Source organism: Allobosea sp., assembly GCF_035944895.1.
Taxonomy (GTDB): Bacteria; Pseudomonadota; Alphaproteobacteria; order Rhizobiales; family Beijerinckiaceae; genus Allobosea.
Genome location: NZ_DASZAT010000010.1, coordinates 713434 through 729780, shown reverse-complemented (window position 1 = coordinate 729780; position 16347 = coordinate 713434). Strand labels below are relative to the sequence as shown.

The 16347-nt window shown below is 66.3% G+C and carries 18 protein-coding genes; 8 read left to right on the top strand and 10 right to left on the bottom strand.

Annotation, left to right across the window (positions count from 1 at the left end; genetic code table 11):
* The first annotated feature begins 247 nt into the window (after window positions 1–247).
* Window positions 248–826, top strand: coding sequence for a tyrosine phosphatase family protein (locus VGV58_RS19105; protein WP_326875613.1), 579 nt, complete (start codon window positions 248–250; stop codon window positions 824–826).
* A gap of 182 nt (window positions 827–1008) precedes the next feature.
* Window positions 1009–2220 (top strand): amidohydrolase, encoded by a 1212-nt coding sequence (locus VGV58_RS19100; protein WP_326875612.1) that lies wholly within the window; start codon window positions 1009–1011, stop codon window positions 2218–2220.
* Between the two features lie 6 nt (window positions 2221–2226).
* Here VGV58_RS19100 and VGV58_RS19095 read toward each other — a convergent pair whose 3' ends face one another.
* The 4 genes from VGV58_RS19095 to VGV58_RS19080 form a co-directional block, all read right to left on the bottom strand.
* On the bottom strand, window positions 2227–3906 hold the full coding sequence (locus VGV58_RS19095) for a mucoidy inhibitor MuiA family protein (protein WP_326875611.1): 1680 nt from the start codon (window positions 3904–3906) through the stop codon (window positions 2227–2229).
* A 162-nt stretch (window positions 3907–4068) separates the two neighbouring features.
* Window positions 4069–4980, bottom strand: a complete 912-nt coding sequence (locus tag VGV58_RS19090) for a hypothetical protein (RefSeq protein ID WP_326875610.1) — start codon at window positions 4978–4980, stop codon at window positions 4069–4071.
* 235 nt (window positions 4981–5215) lie between these two features.
* Window positions 5216–6838 (bottom strand): ABC-F family ATP-binding cassette domain-containing protein, encoded by a 1623-nt coding sequence (locus VGV58_RS19085; RefSeq protein ID WP_326875609.1) that lies wholly within the window; start codon window positions 6836–6838, stop codon window positions 5216–5218.
* A 79-nt stretch (window positions 6839–6917) separates the two neighbouring features.
* Entirely contained in the window at window positions 6918–7526 is a 609-nt protein-coding gene (locus VGV58_RS19080; protein ID WP_326875608.1) for a TetR/AcrR family transcriptional regulator, read from the bottom strand.
* Between the two features lie 77 nt (window positions 7527–7603).
* Between VGV58_RS19080 and VGV58_RS19075 the strand changes: the two genes are divergently transcribed.
* Window positions 7604–8206 (top strand): NAD(P)H-dependent oxidoreductase, encoded by a 603-nt coding sequence (locus VGV58_RS19075; protein WP_326875607.1) that lies wholly within the window; start codon window positions 7604–7606, stop codon window positions 8204–8206.
* Between the two features lies 1 nt (window position 8207).
* Here VGV58_RS19075 and VGV58_RS19070 read toward each other — a convergent pair whose 3' ends face one another.
* Window positions 8208–9089, bottom strand: coding sequence for a type 1 glutamine amidotransferase (locus VGV58_RS19070; RefSeq protein ID WP_326875606.1), 882 nt, complete (start codon window positions 9087–9089; stop codon window positions 8208–8210).
* Window positions 9090–9441: 352 nt separating this feature from the next.
* On the opposite strand from VGV58_RS19070, the gene napE reads away from it, so the two are divergent.
* The 5 genes from napE to VGV58_RS19045 are packed head-to-tail and all read left to right on the top strand — an operon-like array spanning window position 9442 to window position 13693.
* Window positions 9442–9639 (top strand): periplasmic nitrate reductase, NapE protein, encoded by a 198-nt coding sequence (gene napE, locus VGV58_RS19065; RefSeq protein ID WP_326875605.1) that lies wholly within the window; start codon window positions 9442–9444, stop codon window positions 9637–9639.
* A 9-nt stretch (window positions 9640–9648) separates the two neighbouring features.
* Window positions 9649–9996, top strand: a complete 348-nt coding sequence (locus VGV58_RS19060; protein WP_326875604.1) for a chaperone NapD — start codon at window positions 9649–9651, stop codon at window positions 9994–9996.
* Complete coding sequence (gene napA / locus VGV58_RS19055; RefSeq protein ID WP_326875603.1) at window positions 9993–12494, top strand: periplasmic nitrate reductase subunit alpha; 2502 nt, start codon at window positions 9993–9995, stop codon at window positions 12492–12494. Before VGV58_RS19060 ends, napA begins: the two co-directional genes overlap by 4 nt.
* Window positions 12461–12964 carry a nitrate reductase cytochrome c-type subunit gene (locus VGV58_RS19050; RefSeq protein ID WP_326875602.1) on the top strand — a complete coding sequence of 168 codons (504 nt, stop codon included), beginning with the start codon at window positions 12461–12463 and terminating at the stop codon, window positions 12962–12964. Before napA ends, VGV58_RS19050 begins: the two co-directional genes overlap by 34 nt.
* A 12-nt stretch (window positions 12965–12976) precedes the next feature.
* Window positions 12977–13693, top strand: coding sequence for a cytochrome c3 family protein (locus tag VGV58_RS19045; RefSeq protein WP_326875601.1), 717 nt, complete (start codon window positions 12977–12979; stop codon window positions 13691–13693).
* 43 nt (window positions 13694–13736) lie between these two features.
* Here the strand turns inward: VGV58_RS19045 and VGV58_RS19040 are convergent, their stop codons facing one another.
* From VGV58_RS19040 to VGV58_RS19020, 5 genes are all read right to left on the bottom strand, one after another.
* Window positions 13737–14015 carry a hypothetical protein gene (locus VGV58_RS19040; RefSeq protein ID WP_326875600.1) on the bottom strand — a complete coding sequence of 93 codons (279 nt, stop codon included), beginning with the start codon at window positions 14013–14015 and terminating at the stop codon, window positions 13737–13739.
* A gap of 23 nt (window positions 14016–14038) precedes the next feature.
* Window positions 14039–14305 (bottom strand): 30S ribosomal protein S21, encoded by a 267-nt coding sequence (gene rpsU, locus VGV58_RS19035; RefSeq protein WP_152012046.1) that lies wholly within the window; start codon window positions 14303–14305, stop codon window positions 14039–14041.
* Between the two features lie 191 nt (window positions 14306–14496).
* Window positions 14497–14706, bottom strand: a complete 210-nt coding sequence (locus VGV58_RS19030) for a cold-shock protein (RefSeq protein WP_091836184.1) — start codon at window positions 14704–14706, stop codon at window positions 14497–14499.
* 219 nt (window positions 14707–14925) lie between these two features.
* Window positions 14926–15924 (bottom strand): class A beta-lactamase, encoded by a 999-nt coding sequence (gene bla / locus VGV58_RS19025; RefSeq protein ID WP_326875599.1) that lies wholly within the window; start codon window positions 15922–15924, stop codon window positions 14926–14928.
* Window positions 15925–16010: 86 nt separating this feature from the next.
* Window positions 16011–16310, bottom strand: a complete 300-nt coding sequence (locus VGV58_RS19020) for a hypothetical protein (protein WP_326875598.1) — start codon at window positions 16308–16310, stop codon at window positions 16011–16013.
* Window positions 16311–16347: the final 37 nt, after the last annotated feature.

Below are 16347 nucleotides of genomic sequence, written 5' to 3'. Positions count from 1 at the left end.
CGGGGTTTCGGGTGAGGTCCTTGCAAGCCCTCTTCGTCCAAGAGAATGGCAAGGTCAAGGCTGACGCGCGCAAAGCCGGGGAATAATCTGCGCGGCGCGCAGGTTGGCGCTGCACGATGCAGGGCGGCCCGGCACCCATGGCGATTGCGAGATGGCGAGCAGGAAGCTACTGCGCTCCCATGTCGTCCCGAGCGGCCCATCGGGGCCGACCTTCGGTTGGCTGTTCCAATATCGAGGAAGAATTCCCATGCTGCCGATCGCCATTTCGACGCTCACCGTCTGCGGGATCGAGGAGCTGCCGGCGCAGAGCACGCGCAAGGTCAGCCATGTGCTGTCGCTGCTCGATCCCGATCTGCCGGAACTGCAATCCTTCGTGGCCTATGAGGCGCATGAGCGGACGACCCTGCGCTTTCACGACATCATCACGCCGCAGGAAGGCCGCGTGCATCCGACCGATGCGCATGTCGCCGAGATCCTCGATTTCGGCGCGAAGCTGCGTGAGTCCGCGCTGAAGCGGCAGGAGGGGCACCTGCTAGTGCATTGCCATATGGGCATCTCGCGCTCGACGGCGGCGATGCTGTCGCTGATGGCGCAGGTTGAACCCGAGGAGGGGGAAGATGCCCTGTTCGCCCGCCTGCGCATCATCCGGCCGCAAGCCTGGCCGAACTCGGTGATGATTGGCTTCGCCGACGCACAATTGAAGCGCGGCGGCAAGCTCACGGCTGCCCTTGGCCGGCACTATGCCCACCAGCTCGAAGCCCAGCCGCGCTATCGCCAATGGATGGCCGATCTCGGCCGTGGCGCCGAAGTCGCGATGGCGGGCTGAGCGCTCTTCTCCGGCCTCCTCGTACCCGATATCACCGCTCGTCAGTCTCCCCAGGCATGGCTGTTTTGCCTTGTTAGCAGAATGAGTTGGCGGCGATCGGACGTATGAGAAGAGGGCGCGGCGACGGGCAATGGCATGAGCCATGCCTGCAACAGAACGCCGCAGGCTGGGGAATGACAATCATGACGAAGCTCGACGACTGGCTCGGCGAACATCACGCCGAGTTCACGGCGATCCGCCGCGACATCCATGCGCATCCCGAGCTCGGCCTGGAAGAATATCGCACCGCAAGGCTCGTCGCCGACAGGCTGCGTGAATGGGGTGTCGAGGTCACCGAGACTGTCGGCAAGACCGGCGTCGTCGGCGTGATCCGCGGCAACGGGCCCGGCCAGCGCGCCATCGGCCTGCGCGCCGACATGGACTGCCTTGCGCTGGAGGAACTGACGGAGCTGCCGCACGCCTCGAAATTCCCCGGCCGGATGCATGCCTGCGGCCATGACGGCCACACCACCATGCTGCTCGCGGCGGCGCGCTATCTCGCCGAGAACCGGGATTTCGGCGGCACGGTCAACCTGATCTTCCAGCCGGCCGAAGAGGGCCGCGGCGGTGCCAACGCCATGCTCGCCGACGGGCTGTTCGAGCGTTTCCCCTGCGATGCGATCTATGGCCTGCATAATACGCCCGGCCTGCCGGCATCGCATTTCGGCACCGCGGTCGGCCCCTTCCTGGCGTCGGCCGATTCCTGGCGGGTGACCTTCCGCGGCGTCGGCGGTCATGGCGGCTCGCAGCCGCATCGCTCGACCGACATCACCTATGCGCAGGCGCATTTCGTGCTCGGGCTGCAGGGCATCATCGGCCGCAATGTCGCGCCGCTCGACACCGCCGTGATCAGCGTCGGCTTCATCCATGGCGGCGACGTGAACGCCTCGAACGTCATCCCGTCGGAACTCGTCATCGGCGGCACGGCGCGGACCTATTCGAAGGATGTGCGCGATCTGGTCGAGCGCCGCATCGCCGAGCTTGCGGCCGCGACGGCGCAGGCCTGGGGCTGCGAGGCGGAAGCTTCCTACCATCGCGGCACCAGCCCGCTGGTGAACGCGGCCGAGCAGGTCCAGGTCGCGGTCGCAGCGGCTTCGAGCGCGGTGGGGGCCGAACATGTCAACGGCCAGATGCTGCGCGGCACGGGCGGCGAGGACTTCGCCGAGATGATGCTGGTCTGCCCCGGCGCCTTCATGCGCATCGGCAACGGCGTCGAGGCGGACGGCTCCTTCGCCGGCCTGCACACCCCGCTCTACGACTTCAACGACGAGATCATCCCGGCTGGCGTGCGCTACTGGGTCGGCCTGGTCGAGCAGGAGCTCGGCCAGGGCTGGCAGGCGATCGCGGCGGAGTAGGGCGCCTTACCGCCGCGTCTGGTCGAAGATCACCTCGCGGTCGCCGGGATACTTGATCCGGTAGGCGAGGCGGATCTCCTTCTGCGCGCCGGGCGCGAGCTCGAAGCTCCAGGCCGAGACGCCGCGCTTGTCGCCGACCTGCTTCTCGGTCGGCGGCGTGCTCTGCGATAAAAGCTCGACCGTGATCGCGCTGTTCTCGGAGAACGGCACGCGCTCGGTCACGGTCAGCTTGACCGGCTGGGCGTGCAGGCTCTTCACCACCGTCTTGAACTCGCGCTGGTCGGTTCGTGTCGAGCCGAGCCAGCCGGAATCGTTCTCGCGCCGGCGCACCGGGACGCGCGTCACCTTGAGGCGATCGTCGGCGCCGAAGCCGAGCTCGACCTTGTCGCCCGGCGCGACCTGCGCGAGCCGGCCCTTGCCGATATAGGCGCCGTCGCGATGAAGATAGACCTCGCCGGCGAGCAGCGGCGCCTCGTCCTCGTGGTTGAAGCTCGCTTCGAGATAGGCCTTCTTCTCGAGCTCCGGCGTGGCGCGGGCGGACAGCTCCGGCTTGACCTTGCCCTGCGTCAGGACCACCGCCTTGCTGGAGCCGTCCTGCGGGATGCTGACCCGGCCGGGCACCTTGAAGCTCGCCTGATAGGCGCCGGCGCTGACGCTGGCGGTCTGGACCTCGGCCTCTTTGGGGGCGGCAGCGCCTAGAGCCTGATCGGGCGCGATGGGGGCAGGGGCGAGCGCCATGGCAGGGGGCCTCGCCGCACGTTCGGAGGCTTGCCTCTGCAAGCGTGCCCGCTCCTCGTAGACCACTGGCGGCTCGTAGAAGGCGATGCGCAGCGGGTCCAGCTCCGGCGCGCGCGTCCCTTGCGCCGAGCGCGTCGTCGAAAGCTCGACCGCGACCTCGTTCCAGTCCTCGCCGGTCCGCTGGCGCAGTTCGGCGCGCCGGGTGAAGGCGATCTCGGCCGCATTGGCGCTGCCGGTGGTCAGCCTGGCTTCATAGACCGGCAGCCAGCTCGCACCGGCGACGCGGTAGCTGACGGAGATGTCGGCTGCGACCGGCGCCTTGGCCTCGACGGCGATGGCGACGTCGCGCTTCGGCTGGCCGGCTCGCGGCGCCAAAGGCCGGGCCTTCTCCAGCGCGGCGACCTCGGCATCGAGATCGGTGATGCGGTTGCGCAAAGTGAGCAATTCGCCCTGGACCTTGACCAAAGCGGTGCCGATCGCGTCGAACACGGCTGGCCAGTCGGTGACAGGCAGGGCCTTGCCGTCGGGGCCGAGCTTGTCCGGGCCGATCTTGCCGAAATTCTCGATGGTGGCGCGCTTGGCTTCGATCGCGCTGATCTCGCCGGCGAGCTTCGCCTTCTCGCCCTGCAGTGCCCGGATCTTGCCTTCGAGCACCTGGTCGAGTGCCGGGCGGGCCTCGCCTGGAACCTGGCGGACATCGACAGCGCCGATCGCGAAGGAACCGTCGCCCTGCGCCTCGACCCGAATCGAAGCGGGATCGACGCTGGCGGGCAGGCCGCGCAGCACGATCTGCGAGACGCCCTCCAGCAGCGAGGCCTTGCCGAGCCGAGTCACGACTGCGCCGTCGGGATAGACGGTGACGCGGTCGATCTTCGAGGCAAGCTCGATCTCGGCGGCGCCGGCGAGGCTCGGCATGAACATCAAGGCTGCGGCCAGTCCAGTCTTCATCATTTCTGTCCCCCGACAAATCAAGCGCCCGCGATTTGTCCGTTGGATTTCGGCGCGGCGAGGGCGGAATTGGGCCGGAACGCGGGACAGCGCCGCGAAGGCGTCATCACCGCCCGGCGACGATGGCAGGCCCTTGCCGGTATCAGCGTGGTTTTCGCTACGTCAGGGCGTCGGCAGTGGCGGAACCATCTGCTCGTTGCCGTCGGAATTCTTCTGCCGGGCCCGATCGTGCAGGAACGCGACGACCTGGGCCATGGTGTTGGCATTGCCGAGCGCGTTGGCAGTGGTCGAGACCGAGATGTCCCCGAGCCCCACCGTGTGGAAGTATTCATGCGTGACGACGTCACGCTGGAGATCGGCACTCGAGCCGAACCAGGAGGTGCAGAGATCGGTGTCGGGCGGCTTTCGCCCCGGGGTCGTCCAGGCGAAGGCCGGCCTGGGGTCCGTGCATTTACCGCCGGCTCGCGCCGCGTTGAGCGATTTGGGCAGGGCCAGGTTCTGCTCGATCAGGTTGACGGCGCTCGCCAGCGCGCTGCGAAAAGCCGGATCCATCGGATTGGATGGTACCAGCAGCTTGCGCGAGATCACCGCCATGTCGCGCCGATAATTGCGGCGCAGTTCGTTGAAGGCGTCCTCGCTGCCATGCGAGTCCTCGAAATACTTGATCTGCCGCTGCAGTAGCTTCAGCCGGTTCAGCGCGAAGCGGAGCGAAGAACGGCTCGCATCCCAGGCGGCGTCGATGCGGGTCGCATCGGTCGGCCCTGACGGCGGGGTCGGCGAGGGCGGAACGAAGCCGGTCTTCTCGATTCGGTACTTGCCGCGATAATAGGGCGCTTCGTACCAGGTGTGGTCGTTGCCAGCGGTCAGCGGCCTTTGCCAGCTCTCGCGCGTGGTCGAGCCCTTCCACCACATGTTGACCAGCTTGGAGGTGGCGGCCCAGTTGCCGACGCCGCTTTCCATGCTGCCGAGATCGCGCCAGGTCACGCCGCCGTCGCTGCGGAAGTCGTATTCCCAGACCCAACTCTTGACCCGGACCGTCCAGGTTCCGATCAGCAAATCGAGATCGCCGGCCATCTGCCATCTCCATTCGCAGCCAAGTCGAGGCTGCCCGGTCGGGCCACCTGTCCTTGCGAAAGGCAGACATACGCATAGTCGGGGAAGCAGGAGATAGACTTGCACGACGCGCCGGCGCCAACAAGATCGCCATGCGCAATTCGCGTCCTGGTAGTTTAGCCGCCGAATTCAGGGCAATTGTCGCTAAGATACACTGATCGTTGGCGTGTTGCCGACAGGAGGCGCCTGCCGGCCCTCAGCTCCGCAGGCCCGGTGCTTCCTGGCCCGTGCTGGCGACGTATTCGGTGTAGCCGCCGCCGTAATTATGGACGCCGTCCGGGGTCAGCTCGAGCACCCGATTGGAGAGCGCCGCCAGGAAATGGCGGTCGTGGCTGACGAACAGCATGGTGCCTTCATACTGCGCCAGCGCCGTGATCAGCATCTCCTTGGTGGCGATGTCCAGATGGTTGGTCGGCTCGTCGAGCACCAGGAAATTCGGCGGATCGTAGAGCATCTTGGCCATGACGAGGCGCGCCTTCTCGCCGCCGGAGAGGAAGCGGCAGCGCTTCTCGACATCATCGCCCGAGAAGCCGAAGCAGCCGGCGAGGGCGCGCAGCGAGCCTTGCCCGGCCTGCGGGAACGAGCCTTCAAGCGATTCGAAGATGGTTTCGTCGCCGTCGAGCAGCTCCATGGCATGCTGGGCGAAATAGCCCATCTTGACGGTGCCGCCGACAACGACCGTGCCTTCGTTCGGCTGCGTGGCGCCGGCGACCAGCTTCAGCAGCGTCGACTTGCCGGCGCCGTTCACCCCCATCACGCACCAGCGCTCCTTGCGCCGGACCTGGAAGTCGAGCCCCTCATAGATCGTCTTGCTGCCATAGCGGACATGCACGTTCTTGAGGGTGGCGACATCCTCGCCCGAGCGGGGCGCCGGCTGGAACTCGAACTGCACGGTCTGGCGGCGCTTGGGCGGCTCGACGCGCTCGATCTTGTCGAGCTTCTTGACCCGGCTCTGGACCTGCGCCGCATGCGAGGCGCGCGCCTTGAAGCGTTCGATGAAGGCGACCTCCTTGGCGAGCATCGCCTGCTGGCGCTCGAACTGCGCCTGCTGCTGCTTTTCGGCCAGCGCGCGCTGCTGCTGGTAGAATTCGTAATCGCCGGAATAGCTGGTCAGCGTGCCGCCATCGATCTCGACGATCTTGCCGACGATGCGATTCATGAACTCGCGGTCGTGCGAGGTCATCAGCAGGGCGCCGTCATAGCCCTTGAGAAAGCTTTCCAGCCAGATCAGGCTCTCGATGTCGAGATGGTTGCTCGGCTCGTCGAGCAGCATCACGTCGGGCCGCATCAACAGGATGCGGGCAAGCGCGACGCGCATCTTCCAGCCGCCGGAGAGGGCGCCGACATCGCCTTCCATCATCTCCTGGCTGAAGCCGAGGCCGTCGAGCACCTCGCGGGCGCGGCCGTCGAGCGCATAGCCGTCGAGCTCCTCGAAACGGCCCTGGACCTCGCCATAGCGGGTGATGAGGTCTTCCATCTCGTCGGCGCGGTCGGGATCGCCGAGCGCCGCTTCCAGTTCCTTCAGCTCGGCGGCGATGACGCTGACGGGACCGGCGCCGTCCATCACCTCGGAGACGGCGCTGCGGCCCTTCATGTCGCCGACATCCTGGCTGAAATAGCCGATGGTGGTGCCGCGATCGACGCTGACCTGGCCTTCGTCGGGCAGGTCCTCGCCGGTGATCAGCCGGAACAAGGTGGTCTTGCCGGCGCCGTTGGGGCCGACGAGGCCGACCTTCTCGCCCTTCTGCAGCGCTGCCGAGGCCTCGATGAAGATGATCTGCTGGCCGTTCTGCTTGCCGATGCTTTCGAGGCGAATCATGATGTCCGGGACGCTTGCGAGACTGAAGTTGCCGCGCGTTTACAAGGTGGGCGGCGCATGGGGAACCCCGAAGCGCGGATCAGGCCTTCGCGCTGCGCGCGACCATGGCGGTAATCGTCTCGAACAATTCCCGCTTGGCCTCGTCGGCACCGATCTCGTCCGTCGCGGCGGCATCCGACAGCGCCTCGGCGGCACCGAGCATGGCGCGTAAAGCCGCGGTCGGGATTGTGCGGCCGTCGGCGAAGGGCGCGAGCAGGCCGCGGCAGCGCTCCAGGAAGATCAGGTCGCAATCGCGTTTCACGGCGGCGAGCTCGGGCGAGCCGGCCAGGGCCGCGACGACGCCGGGGATCTCGCGGCCCTGGGCCAGCACGCAATCGACATAGGACGAGGCGATCGCCCTGGCCTTGCCGGCGAGCGTGGCTTCGCTGCCATCGAGCGCCGCCTCCATGATCGCGTATTCGCGCCCATCGAAGTCGCGATAGAGCGCGATCAGCAGCCCATTGCGGGTGGTGAAATGGCTGTAGACCACCGGCTTGGCGACGCCGGCGCGCTCGGCGAGGCGGCCGAGCGTCAGGGCATCGGTGCCTTCCTCGCCGACGATCCGCCAGGCGGTCTCGATGAGCTGGCGCTGGCGGTCCTCGCGCGTCAGGCGCTGGCGGCGCGGCCGTTCGGTGTCCGGGGTTGACATGTCTTATGTACCAAAAGTAACTTACTAAAAGTATATAGCGATCCATCGCGGACCGCAATCACTGCCGGAGACATCCCATGCATGCGCTTGTCGTCGTCGCCCATCCCGATCCGAACTCTCTCAGCCATGCCGTAGCGCAGGCGCTGGCCGCTGGTGTCTCCGGCGCCGGCCATACCGTCGAGATCGCCGATCTTGCCAAGGAAGGCTTCGATCCGCGCTTCTCGCTGAACGATCTTGCCGCCCATCGCCGCGAGATCGCGCAGCCGGCCGACATCGCCTTCGAGCAGGCGCGGGTCGACCGGGCCGATGCGCTGGTGCTGGTCTATCCGATCTACTGGTGGTCGATGCCGGCGCTGATGAAGGGCTGGATCGACCGGGTCTTCGCCAATGGCTGGGCCTATGACGAGCTCGAGGACATGAAGACGGTCAAGAAGCTCGGGCATTTGCCGGTCCATCTCGTCGCGCTCGCCGGAGCGGACATGCGCACCTTCGCCCGCCATGGCTATTACGGCGCGATGAAGACGCAGATCGACCACGGCATCTTCGGCTATTGCGGCGCGCCGGTCGTGACCTCGGAATTCCTGGTGCCGGTGCCGGAGATGTCCGAGCATCTCGACACGGCGCGGAAGCTGGGTGGGAAGGTGTTTGCGTCGGCGAACAGGACAGCCGAAGCAGCGTAGGTCACGCTCGCCCGCGCACGCTCGCCTGCGGCTTCACCCGCATCTCCAGGAAGTTGCGCAGCTCGGTCACGCGCTTGACCGGGTCGATCACCTCCTCATCCAGCCCGAGGCCCCAGGCGAGGTCGTGGCGGGCGGGGTCGGCGTCGAGCGCGTCGAGATCGGCGATCCAGGCGGTCGCCGCGGCTTCGTCCTTGCGCAGGCCGCGCTCGATCAGGGTCTTGCTGTGCCGCCGCAGGATCGTTGCGATCAGGCGCAGCGAGAATTCCGGATGGTACTGCACGCCCCAGAAGACGCCGCCGTCCTGGCGGAACTCGGCGGCCTGGATCGGGCTGATCGCGTTCGATGCCAGGATGGTCGCGTCGCTGGGCGGGGCGATGATGCTGTCGAAATGGATCGCGGGGGCATCGAACGCGGCGGGCCGGCCGGCGAGCAGCGGATGCTTTGCCCCCACCTCGTTGACGGCGATGCGGCGGGCGAAGCCGATCTCCAGCCCGTTCGGGTTGAGCGCCACGGTGCCGCCTGCGGCGACGGCGCCGATCTGGATGCCCCAGCACGAGCCGAAGCAGGGCGTGCCGCTCTTGTAGATCGCCCGCATCAGCTCGATCTGCCGGGTCACCGCGGGCTCGGGGCTGTGGATGTGGAGCGAGGAGCCGGTCAGGGCGATGCCGTCATAGGAGGCGAGGCCGGCGCCGTCGGGCAGGTTGGCGCCCTCGTCGGCCGGCAAGCAGATATCGGTGATCAGCGAGGGCTCGATCCGGCGCAGCTCCGCGGCATAGGCCTCCGACGGTGTCGCGCCGGCGTCGCGAATGTACTCCTCGCGCCCCTCGCGCTTGTAGCCGTCGACAACAAGGACGCGGAGTGGCTTGCGGCTGAACACGTTCATCGAATCCTCGGCACGTTTGCGTGCGGCGACGGTCTGCTGTGCGCCTCCTCTCATAGGATAAGCAGTGCGTGCAAGGCTATGCGGGTCTTCGCGCCATCGTGACGTCCGCCTTGCAGTAGCCGGCCTCTCTCCTTGGTGGTTCTGGCGGGCGCTCCATCTGCCGCTGCGCTGAAATCGGGCCTTGCCCTTCCTGGAATTGATCCATGTCAAAGCAGTCCGGCCGTGCCCCGCTAACCTTGCGGGGTGCGCCGGGCTGGACAACTTGTGGGCGAGGACTAAGCTCCTTTGACAAGCTCCAATCTGGCTGACGGCGATATGTGATCGCCGGCGCCGATGACGATGGAGACTGGCGATGGGACCTGACCCTGCGGGCACTGCTGAAGTGCCCCCGGCGCAGCCGACCAGGAAGGCCGAGCTCCTGGCCTTCTTCACGCTGGCGGTCTTGATCTGGCCGATCGTCGCCGTCGGCATCGTCGGCGGATACGGGTTCCTGATCTGGATGTCCCAGATTGTCCTCGGACCGCCCGGGCCTCCCGGCTCGCCGCACTGAGGTCTCGCCATGCTGACAGGCAAGCGCGAGATCGACCGCCGCAAATTCCTCACCGGCGACATCCTGCCTGAGCGTGACCTCGCTTCCGCTCGTCCGCAACGCTTCTTCCACATCTCAAGCGCGGTCGTCACTGCGCGCCCGGAGCGCTGCGCCGAGATCGCCCGCCAGATCGCCGCCCTGCCGGACACCGAGGTGCGCGCGGTCGAGGGCAGCAAGATCGTCGTGGTGATCGAAGGGCAGAGCAGCGGCGAGATCGGCAGCCGCCTCACCATCATGGCGCTGATGGACGGCGTGTTCTCGGCCAACATGGTGTTCGAGCAGATCGAACCCCTCGACGACACCGGAGACGACAGATGAGCCTGTCCCGTCGCGAACTGCTCAAGGCCCAGGCCGCGGGGATCGCCGCGCTGGCTGCCAATGTCAGCTCCGAAGCCGTGGCGCAGCCGGTTTCCGGCGGCGTCGATGCGCTGAAGATCTCCTGGTCGAAGGCGCCCTGCCGCTTCTGCGGCACCGGCTGCGGCGTGATGGTCGGCGTCAAGGAGGGCCGGGTCATCGCCACCCATGGCGACATGAAGGCCGAGGTCAATCGCGGCCTCAACTGCGTCAAGGGCTACTTCCTCTCCAAGATCATGTACGGCAACGACCGTCTGACCCAGCCGCTGCTGCGCAAGAAGAACGGTGTCTACGCCAAGGATGGCGAGTTCACGCCGGTGTCATGGACCGAGGCCTTCGACACCATGGCGGCGCAGGCCAAGCGCGTGCTGAAGGAGAAGGGGCCGACCGCGCTCGGCATGTTCGGCTCCGGCCAGTGGACGATCTTCGAGGGCTATGCCGCGACCAAGCTGATGCGGGCCGGCTTCCGCTCGAACAATCTCGACCCGAACGCCCGCCACTGCATGGCCTCGGCAGCCTACGCCTTCATGCGCACCTTCGGCATGGACGAGCCGATGGGCTGCTATGACGATTTCGAGCATGCCGACGCCTTCGTGCTCTGGGGCTCGAACATGGCGGAGATGCATCCGATCCTGTGGACCAGGGTGACGGACCGCCGGCTCGGCCACCCGCATGTCAAGGTCGCGGTGCTTTCGACCTTCACCCATCGAAGCTCCGACCTTGCCGACATCCCGATCGTGTTCAAGCCGGGCACGGACCTGGCGATCCTGAACTACATCGCCAACCACATCATCACGACCGGGCGGGTGAACAAGGACTTCGTCGACAAGCACACCACCTTCGTGAAGGGCGCGACCGATATCGGCTACGGCCTGCGGCCGGACGATCCGCGCGAGGTCAAGGCCAGGAAAGCCGAGGACGTCACCGCGACGACCCCGATCGATTTTGCGGCCTTCGCCGCCTTCGTGAAGGACTACACGCTGGAGAAGGTCGCAAGCCTGACCGGTGTCGAGCCCGGCTTCCTGCAGCAGCTCGCCGAGCTCTATGCCGATCCCAAGCGCAAGGTCACCTCGTTCTGGACGATGGGCTTCAACCAGCATGTGCGCGGCGTCTGGGCCAACCAGATGGTCTACAACCTGCATCTGCTGACTGGGAAAATCTCCGAGCCCGGCAACAGCCCGTTCTCGCTGACCGGCCAGCCCTCGGCCTGCGGCACGGCGCGAGAGGTCGGCACCTTCGCCCATCGCCTGCCGGCCGACATGACGGTCACCAATCCCGAGCATCGCAAGCATGCCGAGGAGATCTGGCGCGTCCCGCACGGCATCATCCCGGAGAAGCCGGGCTACCACGCCGTCGAGCAGGACCGGATGCTCAAGGACGGCAAGCTCAATTTCTACTGGATCCAGGTCAACAACAACCTGCAGGCCTCGCCGAACAACAGCAACGAGGCCTATCCGGGCTATCGCAACCCCGACAACTTCATCGTCGTCTCCGACGCCTATCCGACGGTGACCGCGATGGCGGCTGACCTGATCCTGCCGGCGGCGATGTGGGTCGAGAAGGAGGGCGCCTACGGCAATGCCGAGCGGCGCACCCATGTCTGGCACCAGCTCGTCAATGCGCCCGGCGAGGCGCGCTCCGATCTCTGGCAATTGATGGAGTTCTCCAAGCGCTTCACCACCGACGAAGTCTGGCCGGCCGAGATCCTTGACGCCAATCCGAACTACAAGGGCAAGACCCTGTTCGACGTGCTCTATCGCAACGGCAATGTCGACAAGTTCGATGTTTCCGAGATCGACCCCGGCTATGAGAACCGGGAGGCGAAGGCCTTCGGCTTCTATGTGCAGAAGGGGCTGTTCGAGGAATACGCCTCCTTCGGCCGCGGCCATGGCCATGATCTCGGGCCCTACGATCTCTACCATCAGGTGCGCGGGCTGCGCTGGCCGGTGGTCGACGGCAAGGAGACGCTCTGGCGCTATCGCGAGGGGCTCGACCCTTATGTGAAGCCGGGCAAGGGCGTCGAGTTCTACGGTAACAAGGACGGCAAGGCGCGGATCATCGCGGTGCCCTACGAGCCTCCGGCGGAGATGCCGGATGGCGAGTACGATTTCTGGCTGGTCACCGGCCGCGTGCTCGAGCACTGGCATTCCGGCTCGATGACCATGCGCGTGCCGGAGCTCTACAAGGCCTTCCCGGGCGCGCGCTGCTTCATGCATCCTGAGGACGCCCGCAGCCGCGGGCTGAACCAGGGCGCCGAAGTTCGCATCATCTCCCGGCGCGGCGAGATGCGCACCCGTATCGAGACGCGCGGACGCAACCGCATGCCGCCCGGCGTGGTGTTCGTGCCGTGGTTCGATGCGAGCCAGCTGATCAACAAGACGACGCTGGACGCCACCGATCCGATCTCCAAACAGACGGATTTCAAGAAATGCGCGGTCAAGATCCTGCCGGTCACCGCCTGATGCGCGTGCCGACCCTCCTCGGGGCCGCGCTGGCGGCCTGCCTCGTCCTCGCCTTCGGCGCGGCCCTCTCGCAGGATGGCGCACCGGTGAGAAACGTGCCGCGGCTCACCGGGACGCCGCAACCGATGGCGCTCGAACGCGTGCCGGCGCTCGGCCGGCCGGTGGTCGATGACGTCAGGCGCATGCGCAACTATCCGGAACAGCCGCCGGTCATCCCGCACGCGATTGACGGCTACCAGCTGACGCTCAACACCAATCGCTGCATGGATTGCCACAAGCGCGAGTTCACCGAGGGCTCGGGCGCGCCGATGATCAGCGTCACCCATTTCCAGGACCGCGACGGGCAGGTGCTCTCCGACGTGACGCCGCGGCGCTATTTCTGCACGGCCTGCCATGTCCAGCAGACCGATGTGCCGCCGCTGGTGCCCAATCTCTTTCAGGATGCCCAAGATGTCGGCCGTAAACCGTAGCGGGGCGCGGTGATGAGCAAGCTGAAAGTGCTCTTCTGGCGGCTCTGGGGCATGGTGGTCGCCTTCTGGCGCATCATCAGCCGGCCGAGCGCCTATCTGCCGCTGGGCTTCCTGACGCTGGGCGGCTTCGTCTGCGGCGTGATCTTCTGGGGCGGCTTCAACACGGCGCTGGAGATCACCAACACCGAGAAATTCTGCACCTCCTGTCACGAGATGCGCGACAACGTCTATCAGGAGCTGCAGTCGACGGTGCACTTCTCCAATCGCTCTGGCGTGCGCGCGACCTGCCCGGACTGCCATGTGCCGCACAACTGGACCGACAAGATCGCCCGCAAGATGCAGGCGTCCAAGGAAGTCTGGGGCAAGATCTTCGGCACGATCTCGACGCGCGAGAAGTTCCTGGACATGCGGCTCGAGCTCGCCAAGCACGAATGGTCCAGGCTCAAGGCCAACGACTCGCTCGAATGCCGCAACTGTCACTCATCCGTGGCGATGGACTTCACCAAGCAGACGCGGCGCGCCGCCGACATCCATGGCCGCTTCCTGACCACGGGCGAGAAGACCTGCATCGACTGCCACAAGGGCATCGCGCATCTGCTGCCGAACATGACGGGGATCGAGCCGGGCTGGAAGGAAGCGCCGGAACTGCAGGGCAAGGGCGCCTCCTGGCATGGGCCGGAGCGGGCCTTGAGCAGCTATCTTGCAGGGCTTGAAAGCCAGCCGAAATAAGACCGGGATAGCGGCGGCCGCGGTATTCTGCGCCGCCTGCGGGTCAGCGCGCGACGCTGGATTTCCCGACCGTGCGACGGGCGGCAGGTTTCTTCGCTGCCGCTGGTTTCGCCGCCGATAGCTCGGCGGCGGTCTGTGCGTCCGCCGCCTCTTTGGCTAGGCGCAACGCGCGCAGCCTCGCGGTCTTCTCGGCGACGGCCCGCCGCTCAGCCTGAACCGCCTCCATGGCGTTCTCAGCTTCCTGTCGCCGCTGCTCGGTCTTGGCGAAATTCCGTTCCGCGCGAAGCTTGGCCTGCTCGGCGGTCAGTCCTTTCGTTGCCATGGCAGCGGCTCCTCTGATCAGGATCAGGACGCGACGGCTGCCGGACGCGGCGGCCGGGCCGGACGCGGCTTCGGCTTGGGGGCGGGGAGCAGGCCTTCGCGCTGCGCCTGCTTGCGGGCGAGCTTGCGGGCACGGCGGATCGCGTCGGCCTTCTCGCGAACGCGCTTTTCGGACGGCTTCTCATAGGCCGAGCGCCGCTTCATCTCGCGAAACACGCCTTCGCGCTGCATCTTCTTTTTCAGGACGCGCAACGCCTGGTCGACATTGTTGTCGCGGACGAGAACCTGCATTCGGACTTCCTTCTTGTGAAAGCACTTGGTCGAGACGTCTGGTCGAAACGCCTCGGCCGAACATCTCTTGAAAACAAAAAAGGGCCGGGTAGATCCCGACCCTTCCTGAGCTACCCCGCGTGGAGTGGGCCTGGCGCCAGTACATCCATGGTCGCCTGCCGCTGGTCTCTCACGCTGGACAGCGCGTCAGCTCACTCGGCGCGCAGGTTGTCGGCCGACATCTTGCCCGAGCGCTTGTCCTGGACGAGCTCGTACGAGATCTTCTGGCCGTCGCGCAGATCGCGCAGGCCGGCGCGCTCGACGGCGCTGATGTGGACGAACACGTCCTGGCCGCCATCATCCGGCTGGATGAAGCCGAAGCCCTTGGTGCCGTTGAACCATTTCACTGTACCGTTGGCCATAGTCATATTCCTTCTTGCGGTTGGTAACTCACACGCAGCCGCATACCACGCATGTTTTCGATTTGAGCAGGAAGGTCGTCAGCGGTGCGCAAAAACAGCGCGGGCCAATTCGTTCGGCCTAGATCGAGCATTACAAATGGGGGTTTGCCCCCCATTTGTCAACGCAACTTTCCCGTGTGGCGACAGGAGCTTCCGCCGGGCAGCCGTCCGGTTGGTGGCCTAGCGCAGACTTTCTACCGCTAGCTTCGCGACCGCGGCATGGGCCGCCTCGCGCTCCTTCTCGCCGACTTGCGCGCCGGCGAGGTAGACCGCGATGGCGAAACGGCGCCCATCCGGCAGGGTGACGATACCGATATCGTTGGTGGCGTGGTTGAGCCCGTCGGCGCTCGGTCCGAGGCCGGTCTTGTGGGCGAAGCGCGCGCCTTTCGGCAGGCCGGCCCTGATCCGGTTCGGGCCGGTCTTGGCTTCCAGCATGATCTTGTCGAGCAGAGCGGCATGGGCGGGCTCGCGCAGCCAGTTGCCCTTGGCGAGGCCTTCGAGGAAGGCGATCGAAGCCTCGGGGGACGCGGCGTCGCGCTTGTCGGTCAGCGTCGCCGCGAGGCGCTTCCTGCGCTCGGCGGCGGGGATCGCCTGGATCGCCTTATAGAACTTCGCAGTGTCGATCGCCTCGTTCCAGCCATAGCCGGGCAGGCCCAAAATCTCCGGCTGGAAGACGCGCTCATAGCGGTCGACCGAGATGCCGGTGATGCCGCCATTCTTGAGCACGGCCGTCAGCGCCTGCGGGCCACCGATCAGGCGCAGCAAGAGGTCGGCTGCGGTGTTGTCGCTCTCGGCGGTCGAGCGTGTCAGGAGCTCGCGCAGCGGATAGTCGTTGCGCTCGCCCTTGAAGGCCTTGGCGAGCGGGCTGTGATAGAGCGAGAGATCGTTGCGGGTTACGGTAATCGGCTGGTCGAGTTTGAATTTGCCGGCCTCGACCGCCTGCAGCACGCCGATGGCGAGCGGCAGCTTGAACACGCTCTGCAGCGGGAAGGGCTCGGTCCCGCGATAAGACCAGCTCTTGCGGTCCTTCAGGTCGATCAGGCCGACGCCGATGCGGCCCTTCGTGCTCTGCTCGATCGTCCGGATGCCGCTGTCGAGTTTGGCCTTGTCCCAGTCAGCGAAGGCGGGGGAAGCGGCGAGGCACGCGAGGGCGGCGGCAAAGGCAAGGCGGGTCGGCATAAAAAATCCCCTGTGTCGGGCCGCCACAGGGGAGGGTGATTGCGGCGAGCGTTTGACGCTCGGACTGCCTCGGCGAGGCGGTCTCGCTATCTCGACCCGCAAGCCATCGCCTGCTCGCGGTCCTCGACGATTGCGCGGGTCAGATTCGCGATCAACGCGGCGCAGATGACGGCGCAGGCCAAGGCCAGCACAAGGCGCCAGCGCTTGCGCCAGGCCATGCCGTTGATGACGAGGCCGCTCCCGAAGATCAGCAGGGCCGGGACGGCAAGGATGAAGACGGTGGCGGGACCGTCGCAGTCCAGCGCGTCGATGCCGAGCGCATCCCGGTATTCGTTGGCCGGAAGCGATGCGGCGATCAGTGCCAGGGGCAGGCCGAGCGCCAGCATCGCGTAGCCTAGGAGCGCCAGTCCACGCTTAGCCTGG

Coding starts and splice junctions, on each gene's coding strand:
- VGV58_RS19105 (WP_326875613.1), top strand. CDS start 248: ATGCTGCCGATCGCCATTTCGACGCTCACCGTCTGCGGGATCGAGGAG.
- VGV58_RS19100 (WP_326875612.1), top strand. CDS start 1,009: ATGACGAAGCTCGACGACTGGCTCGGCGAACATCACGCCGAGTTCACG.
- VGV58_RS19095 (WP_326875611.1), bottom strand. CDS start 3,906: ATGAAGACTGGACTGGCCGCAGCCTTGATGTTCATGCCGAGCCTCGCC.
- VGV58_RS19090 (WP_326875610.1), bottom strand. CDS start 4,980: ATGGCCGGCGATCTCGATTTGCTGATCGGAACCTGGACGGTCCGGGTC.
- VGV58_RS19085 (WP_326875609.1), bottom strand. CDS start 6,838: ATGATTCGCCTCGAAAGCATCGGCAAGCAGAACGGCCAGCAGATCATC.
- VGV58_RS19080 (WP_326875608.1), bottom strand. CDS start 7,526: ATGTCAACCCCGGACACCGAACGGCCGCGCCGCCAGCGCCTGACGCGC.
- VGV58_RS19075 (WP_326875607.1), top strand. CDS start 7,604: ATGCATGCGCTTGTCGTCGTCGCCCATCCCGATCCGAACTCTCTCAGC.
- VGV58_RS19070 (WP_326875606.1), bottom strand. CDS start 9,089: ATGAACGTGTTCAGCCGCAAGCCACTCCGCGTCCTTGTTGTCGACGGC.
- napE (WP_326875605.1), top strand. CDS start 9,442: ATGGGACCTGACCCTGCGGGCACTGCTGAAGTGCCCCCGGCGCAGCCG.
- VGV58_RS19060 (WP_326875604.1), top strand. CDS start 9,649: ATGCTGACAGGCAAGCGCGAGATCGACCGCCGCAAATTCCTCACCGGC.
- napA (WP_326875603.1), top strand. CDS start 9,993: ATGAGCCTGTCCCGTCGCGAACTGCTCAAGGCCCAGGCCGCGGGGATC.
- VGV58_RS19050 (WP_326875602.1), top strand. CDS start 12,461: ATGCGCGGTCAAGATCCTGCCGGTCACCGCCTGATGCGCGTGCCGACC.
- VGV58_RS19045 (WP_326875601.1), top strand. CDS start 12,977: ATGAGCAAGCTGAAAGTGCTCTTCTGGCGGCTCTGGGGCATGGTGGTC.
- VGV58_RS19040 (WP_326875600.1), bottom strand. CDS start 14,015: ATGGCAACGAAAGGACTGACCGCCGAGCAGGCCAAGCTTCGCGCGGAA.
- rpsU (WP_152012046.1), bottom strand. CDS start 14,305: ATGCAGGTTCTCGTCCGCGACAACAATGTCGACCAGGCGTTGCGCGTC.
- VGV58_RS19030 (WP_091836184.1), bottom strand. CDS start 14,706: ATGGCCAACGGTACAGTGAAATGGTTCAACGGCACCAAGGGCTTCGGC.
- bla (WP_326875599.1), bottom strand. CDS start 15,924: ATGCCGACCCGCCTTGCCTTTGCCGCCGCCCTCGCGTGCCTCGCCGCT.
- VGV58_RS19020 (WP_326875598.1), bottom strand. CDS start 16,310: ATGCTGGCGCTCGGCCTGCCCCTGGCACTGATCGCCGCATCGCTTCCG.